Annotated in this window: 6 protein-coding genes; all 6 read right to left on the reverse strand. The window is 33.2% G+C overall.

The window, feature by feature from the left end; all coding sequences use genetic code 11:
* The coding region (locus tag PHQ99_07580) for an FAD-dependent oxidoreductase (protein MDD4289429.1) at positions 1-1,275 on the reverse strand (1,275 nt) is incomplete at its 3' end.
* Positions 1,276-1,339: 64 nt separating this feature from the next.
* Positions 1,340-2,626 carry a TRAP transporter large permease gene (locus PHQ99_07585; GenBank protein MDD4289430.1) on the reverse strand — a complete coding sequence of 429 codons (1,287 nt, stop codon included), beginning with the start codon at positions 2,624-2,626 and terminating at the stop codon, positions 1,340-1,342.
* A 40-nt stretch (positions 2,627-2,666) separates the two neighbouring features.
* Positions 2,667-3,158: a TRAP transporter small permease subunit gene (locus PHQ99_07590; GenBank protein ID MDD4289431.1), complete on the reverse strand. Its 492-nt coding sequence runs from the start codon at positions 3,156-3,158 to the stop codon at positions 2,667-2,669.
* Positions 3,159-3,252: 94 nt separating this feature from the next.
* A complete protein-coding gene (locus PHQ99_07595; protein MDD4289432.1) occupies positions 3,253-4,248 on the reverse strand; it encodes a TRAP transporter substrate-binding protein in 996 nt (331 codons plus the stop codon).
* 272 nt (positions 4,249-4,520) lie between these two features.
* The gene (locus tag PHQ99_07600; GenBank protein ID MDD4289433.1) at positions 4,521-5,735 is read right to left on the reverse strand and encodes a sugar diacid recognition domain-containing protein; all 1,215 of its coding nucleotides are present in this window, start codon (positions 5,733-5,735) and stop codon (positions 4,521-4,523) included.
* A 79-nt stretch (positions 5,736-5,814) separates the two neighbouring features.
* The coding region (locus tag PHQ99_07605) for a D-2-hydroxyacid dehydrogenase (GenBank protein ID MDD4289434.1) at positions 5,815-5,928 on the reverse strand (114 nt) is incomplete at its 5' end.

Genomic DNA, 5,928 nt, shown 5'->3' on the forward strand with positions numbered 1-5,928 from the left:
TTTTGCAGAAAATGCGGCTGCTACTCCAGCTGCCTCACCTAATGCCATACATGTAGCCTGAAGTCTGGTACTACCTAATGCTGCATGTGTTGCTGATATAATCCGCCCGGTTACTATAAGATTATCTATATTTTTTGGTATCATACACCGATAAGGTATTGAATAAGAGCCACCATTTTTAAGGAAAGTGAATTGAGTCTTTCCACCTTTTGGGTCATGTATATCAATAGGATATGCCCCTCTGGCGATTCCGTCTTCAAATCTCCTGCAATTAACAACATCCTCTTCAGTTATACAGTATTCTCCAATCACCCTCCTGCTTTCTCTTACTCCAACTTGATGTGCCGTTTTGATTAAGTAACATTTTTCCATTCCCGGTATTCTTTTTTGGCATTGTTTAAATGTATTTACAACATTTCTTCTTTCTGAGATTTCTCCATCAACAATAGATTTTCCATCCACAGGATCAATGTTGACTGTTCTGGTTAAATTTAAACTTACCATATCTTCCCGCCAGGAAACTGCAGTAAAACTCATAGGTGTTTTGTCATCCCATAGAGACATATGTCCGGCCATATGAACAATTCCATCTTTCTTATCTGTACCGATTTTTTCTCCTCTCACCAATCTCACATGCCAATCATCACGACCTTTTATATTGCCATCGTTTTGAAGATCTTCAAACATTTTTTCTAAATTTACATTATCAAGCACAAATGTTAAAGTAACATTCTGCATACTATCAACTGCACTATACTCAAAAGGAGCACCAGCTAAATTCGAAAGATCCGCATCACCGGAAGCATCTATAAATGTATTCCCGTATATTGTTTTTCTACCTGATTTAGTCAATATTTCAATCCCTACTAATCTATTGCAACTTACAATAGTACCCAATAAATAACTATGTAAAGCCAGGTTTACATTATTCTCCCCTGCCATTTCCTGGGCTATGTATTTATAAATTTCAGGTTCATAAGGAGTTAATGAAAATTCATAATTTTCTTCTGTTTTCCACTTACCTCCACGCATATGACCTTTGCTACCCTGTTCCTTTATTAAACGTTGTACTATATCTTCTGCTATACCGCCTACTACTTTTTCTCCATTCCCACTAAAAAAAGCTAAAAAAGGGAAACCGTAATTGGCTGAACCGCCCAGGAAACCATATCGCTCAACCAGCAGTGTTTTTGCCCCTTTTTTTGCGGCAGCAATTGCACTAACTACACCGGATGTCCCTCCTCCTACTACAACAACATCATAATAGTTATCCATGTTTATAATTTCCTCCTATAAAATCAACTTATAACATCTTTTACTTAAGAATATAAAACTATATTTAAAACATAATACCCAATACTTTTGGTAAAAATAGAGATATCTGTGGGAAATAAATAATTATATAAAATGATAATACTAGTGGAATATAGAAAGGTATAATTGCTTTTACTAACCTCTCAAAGGGTATTTGGGCAATTTCAGTTGTAATATATAATGAAGTACCAACCGGGGGAGTTATTATCCCTAATACAAAACCAAAAACTAATATGACACCTAAATGTACAGGATCCACTCCCAGGGGTGATAGCATTGGTAATAAGATTGGTGTTGCTAATACAATATTAGCTGAAGCCGTTGATATCATGCCCAATATTAAAACAAAAATACCTACCAAAAATAATATTAATATTCTATCTGTAGTAATTGACAAAATAAGATTCATCAGCCTATTAGGAATTTGCTCGATTGTGATAAACCATACAAATATCCTCGCGACTGCTAACATGAACATAACTACTCCTGTGGAATAGATAGTATTTTTTAAACACTTATTGATATTATTAATTGATATTTTCTTATATAGTATTCCCAGGAAAAAAGTATACACAACAGCAATACATCCTGCTTCTGTTGGGGTAACAACTCCCCACATTATTCCACCCACAATTAAAATAGGTGCCAAAAGTGCTAAAAAGGAATCTTTGAAGGTTGTTAATATTTTTATGATAGAAGATCTGGGCCGTACTGGACAATTTACCTTTCCACTTATAGCAAGGATATAAACAGTTAGCATTAAACCAAGGCCCATAAGCAATCCGGGAACCAGCCCTGCAATAAGTAGTGCTGCTGCAGGAACTTCGGCCACTGAAGCGTAAATCATCATATGTATACTCGGGGGAATAATAGGTCCAACCGTGGATGAGGCAGCTGTTATAGCTGCAGAAAAATCAGTATCGTATCCTTCGTCCTTCATTGCCTTTAGCTCTATTCTACCCAAACCTGAAGCATCAGCAGTTGATGAACCTGAAATACCTGCAAAAACCATACTTGCAATTACATTTACATGTCCCATACTTCCTCTGATATGACCAACAAGGGATAGGGCAAAGTCGAATATTTTTTTTGCAACTCCTAATTCATTCATAAATTCCCCTGCCAGTATATATAAAGGAATAGCCAATAATGTATATCCGTTAATTCCATTAATCATTGTTTGGGGAATCATTGAAAGTGGAATATTATTAATTGCCAGCCCTATTATAGATGATGTCAATACCACTATAGCAATAGGAGTTCCAATAGCTAAAAGACCAAAAAATGCTATTACTATTAAAAACAAATCCAAAATTCTTCACACTTCCCTTCTTACCAAAAATAATTCTTGGCTAATTAATTTCACAAATTAAAAAATATATAGTTGTTATTAGCATTGATACAATAGAAGTAAGGATTGCAGCTGATAAATATACCCTGCTGATTCCTAAACCAATAATATTCCTGCCTGCATGCAAAGGTATAACTTGAATAGTACCCAATATCACAAAAATTAAATTCACAATTATGATTAAATATATTAATATATTTACTATTTTTTTAATTTTTTTATCAAATGATAGCACTTTATCAATAAAGAAAGTAATCGATATATGCCCTCTTTTTTTATAGACATAACTAATACTCAACATGCTGGTCCAAATAAATATGAGTGTAATCGTGGCAGAAATCCATATCGCTGGTTTATGAAAAACATATCTTAATAAAACACTATAAATAATCAATAAAACCATAATTATAAGAGTTAATATTGATGCATAAAGTTCAATCTTTCCAATAAAATTAACTATATTACCTAAATTATTGAACTTTTTTGAATCCATTTTTATTTCCTTAATTTTTAAATTATATATTTCTATCAGGCTGGGGCATAAAACAAAATCTATGCCCCAGTTAACTTAACTACCTTATTTATTATTATAGATTCTGGATATATTCAAAAAGACCTTCTGACCATAAACCTTTTTTCTCAAAATCTGCAGCAAGTCCTTTTGATCTTTCAGCAAATTCTTTTGTGCTTATTTCAACATATACAGCACCCTCATTTAACATTTTTTGCTTATCATTTTCAAATTCTTCAGCTAACATATTTGTATAATATTCCCCTGCTTCATGAGCTGCTTCGGTTAATTTTTCTCTCAATTCAGGTGATAAAGACTGGTAAGCTCTTTCGCTTACAAGTAAATTGAAAGGTGCCATCATATGTCTTGTATTAGTAATAAACGGGGCTACTTTATAAAAACCCATACCATATATTGAACCTATCGGAGAATCCATACCATCACCTATTCCTCTTTCTAAGGCAGAATAGGCTTCTGCCCATGGGATTTCTACGGGATTTACTCCAAATTGCTCGAAAGCCAGGAAGTAAGTTTCCAAAGCGGGCATACGGAAGGTATGGCCTTTTAAATCATCAATTGTAAAAACAGGAAACTTCGTTACTATTGCCCTGGGAAGTCGGTACCAATTCTTAGCAAGTATTCTTACTCCCTGATCAATCATCTCCTCTTCCATCTGCTGATATTTTTCTGTTTCAAAAAAACGGTTAATGTGAGTAACATCAGAAAAGGCAAAAGTCATTGCAAAAATACCATAATCTTTAACTATATGTTGATTCCAATCCATAACATTGGCAAACATTTCCTGGGCACCGATGATTGTATTTTCAATCATACTTACTTCATCACCAAGCTGTCCGGCAGGATATATTTCAACTACCATTTCTCCATCAGTCTTTTCCTCGACTAATTCAGCAAAATAATTAAGCCCGATGGTTTCAGGGGTTGTAACACCGTGAACACCTCCAAGTCTCCATTTTACCGTGGGTTCTGCAGCAACAGAGCTAAAGCTGAAGTTTATTAATAGGATAAACAAAAATAGTAAAAATATTTTTTTAGTATTTGTAAAATTCATTTCAAAACTCCTTTATTAATTAAGAATAATTTTAATGCTGGTAATTATTGCTAGGGAAACAGATATAAATAATTAATATTACCTGTTCATCACCCCCTTCTGGTACTGCTGTAAAACTGCTATTGGCTTAAAATCAGTGCTTGTAATTATAAATAAAAAATATTCATTTATGTACATTGTACACTTTTATTATTCCATTTTCTTTATACTATATTATGAATATTTGATTTATTATTATCCTTTTATTGTGCAATATTACAAAATATAAAAGACTATTCCTGGAATTGTTTTATTTTAAATGCAATATACAGTAGTAAGGCTTGATCGAATTTTTGTGGATTTAGACCAGTTAGTTTGTGTATTTTTCCCAAACGGTATATGAGGGTATTTCGGTGTATATATATATTCTTTGCAGTCTTAGTTATACTTAAATTATTTTCAAAAAATGCTTGTAGTGTTTCCCATAAAACTGGTTTTATTTTTCTTAAAGTATCATTATCCTTGTAAACATAATTGAAAAAGTCATTTCTTGTTTCAGGGCTGATTTCTATTAGTAAACGACTGATACCCAGATTCGCAATATGGTTAATACCTGTCTTATTGTTCATTTTACTCCATATTTCCAGTGCACGACATGCTTCCTGGTAAGAACGCATTATTCCTTTTATACCAGGATGGTATTCTCCTATTCCAATAGAGGACTGAAAATTTCTTTGTGTTAAAATAGCATTTTTTATTTTCTCACTGGTTATTATGGATTTTTTTCTGGTTTTTTCTGTATTATCCTGAAGGTTGATAGTTTTCAGTACCAAAAAACGATCTCCTCCAATATATGAGACAATATCCTGGGGTTGGCTGATAAAAAGGTCTCTTATTGTTCTTAAAACATCGTTTTTTATTCTTTGTAAATAAATCTCCCCTTCCTTCAATCCACTATATTTCTTTAAGCTATTCTGGGCAGTTTTCTCAAAACGATATATATTGACTACTATTGCAACCCTCGGCAAAGTGATGTCATAACCAACTATCTGCCCTCTTGCAATAAATAAATCATTATCATTACCAATTCTTCCCGAAATAAGGTCATGGATAAAACTTTCTTTAGCCTGCCTCTCTAACGCTATCTCTTTTAATAAAAATTCCTGCTGTAACATCATTTCTACAGTCATTTTTATGATTTCCCCAAAAGGACCTACTTCATCAGGATTCCCCGTAATTCCTACTACTCCAATTAGCCGATTATTATCTTCTATTGGCAGGTTAACTCCCGGTTTAACACCAATTAGGCTTTCCTTGTTTTCAGGATAGATAAACATTTTTTCTTTATTCTTTATTACTAAAGCAGCTCCTTCGTGATATTTATTTAACCTGCTTCTATCGCCTGTACCTACAATATAACCATTTTCATCCATTATGTTAATATTTTTACCTATAATCCTTATAGTCCTATCAACTATTTGTTGGGCTAATTGATGTGTAATCTTCAAAGTTAATCCTCCAAATATAGCAAAAAAATAGATTGCATTAGAGTGAATTTAATTTCTGTTTTTATATTAATTTTTCTTTTTATTTGTTCACTACATTAACAGGTGTTCCTTCGACAAATTTAGCTAAATTGTTGACAGCAATATCCATTAACCTTTTTCTGCTTTCCTTTGGAGCCCAGGATATGTGCGGAGT

The sequence above is a fragment of the Atribacterota bacterium genome (genome assembly GCA_028703475.1).
Taxonomy (GTDB): domain Bacteria; phylum Atribacterota; class Phoenicimicrobiia; order Phoenicimicrobiales; family Stramentimicrobiaceae; genus JAQVMU01.

Coding starts and splice junctions, on each gene's coding strand:
- PHQ99_07590 (MDD4289431.1), bottom strand. CDS start 3,158: ATGGATTCAAAAAAGTTCAATAATTTAGGTAATATAGTTAATTTTATT.
- PHQ99_07595 (MDD4289432.1), bottom strand. CDS start 4,248: ATGAATTTTACAAATACTAAAAAAATATTTTTACTATTTTTGTTTATC.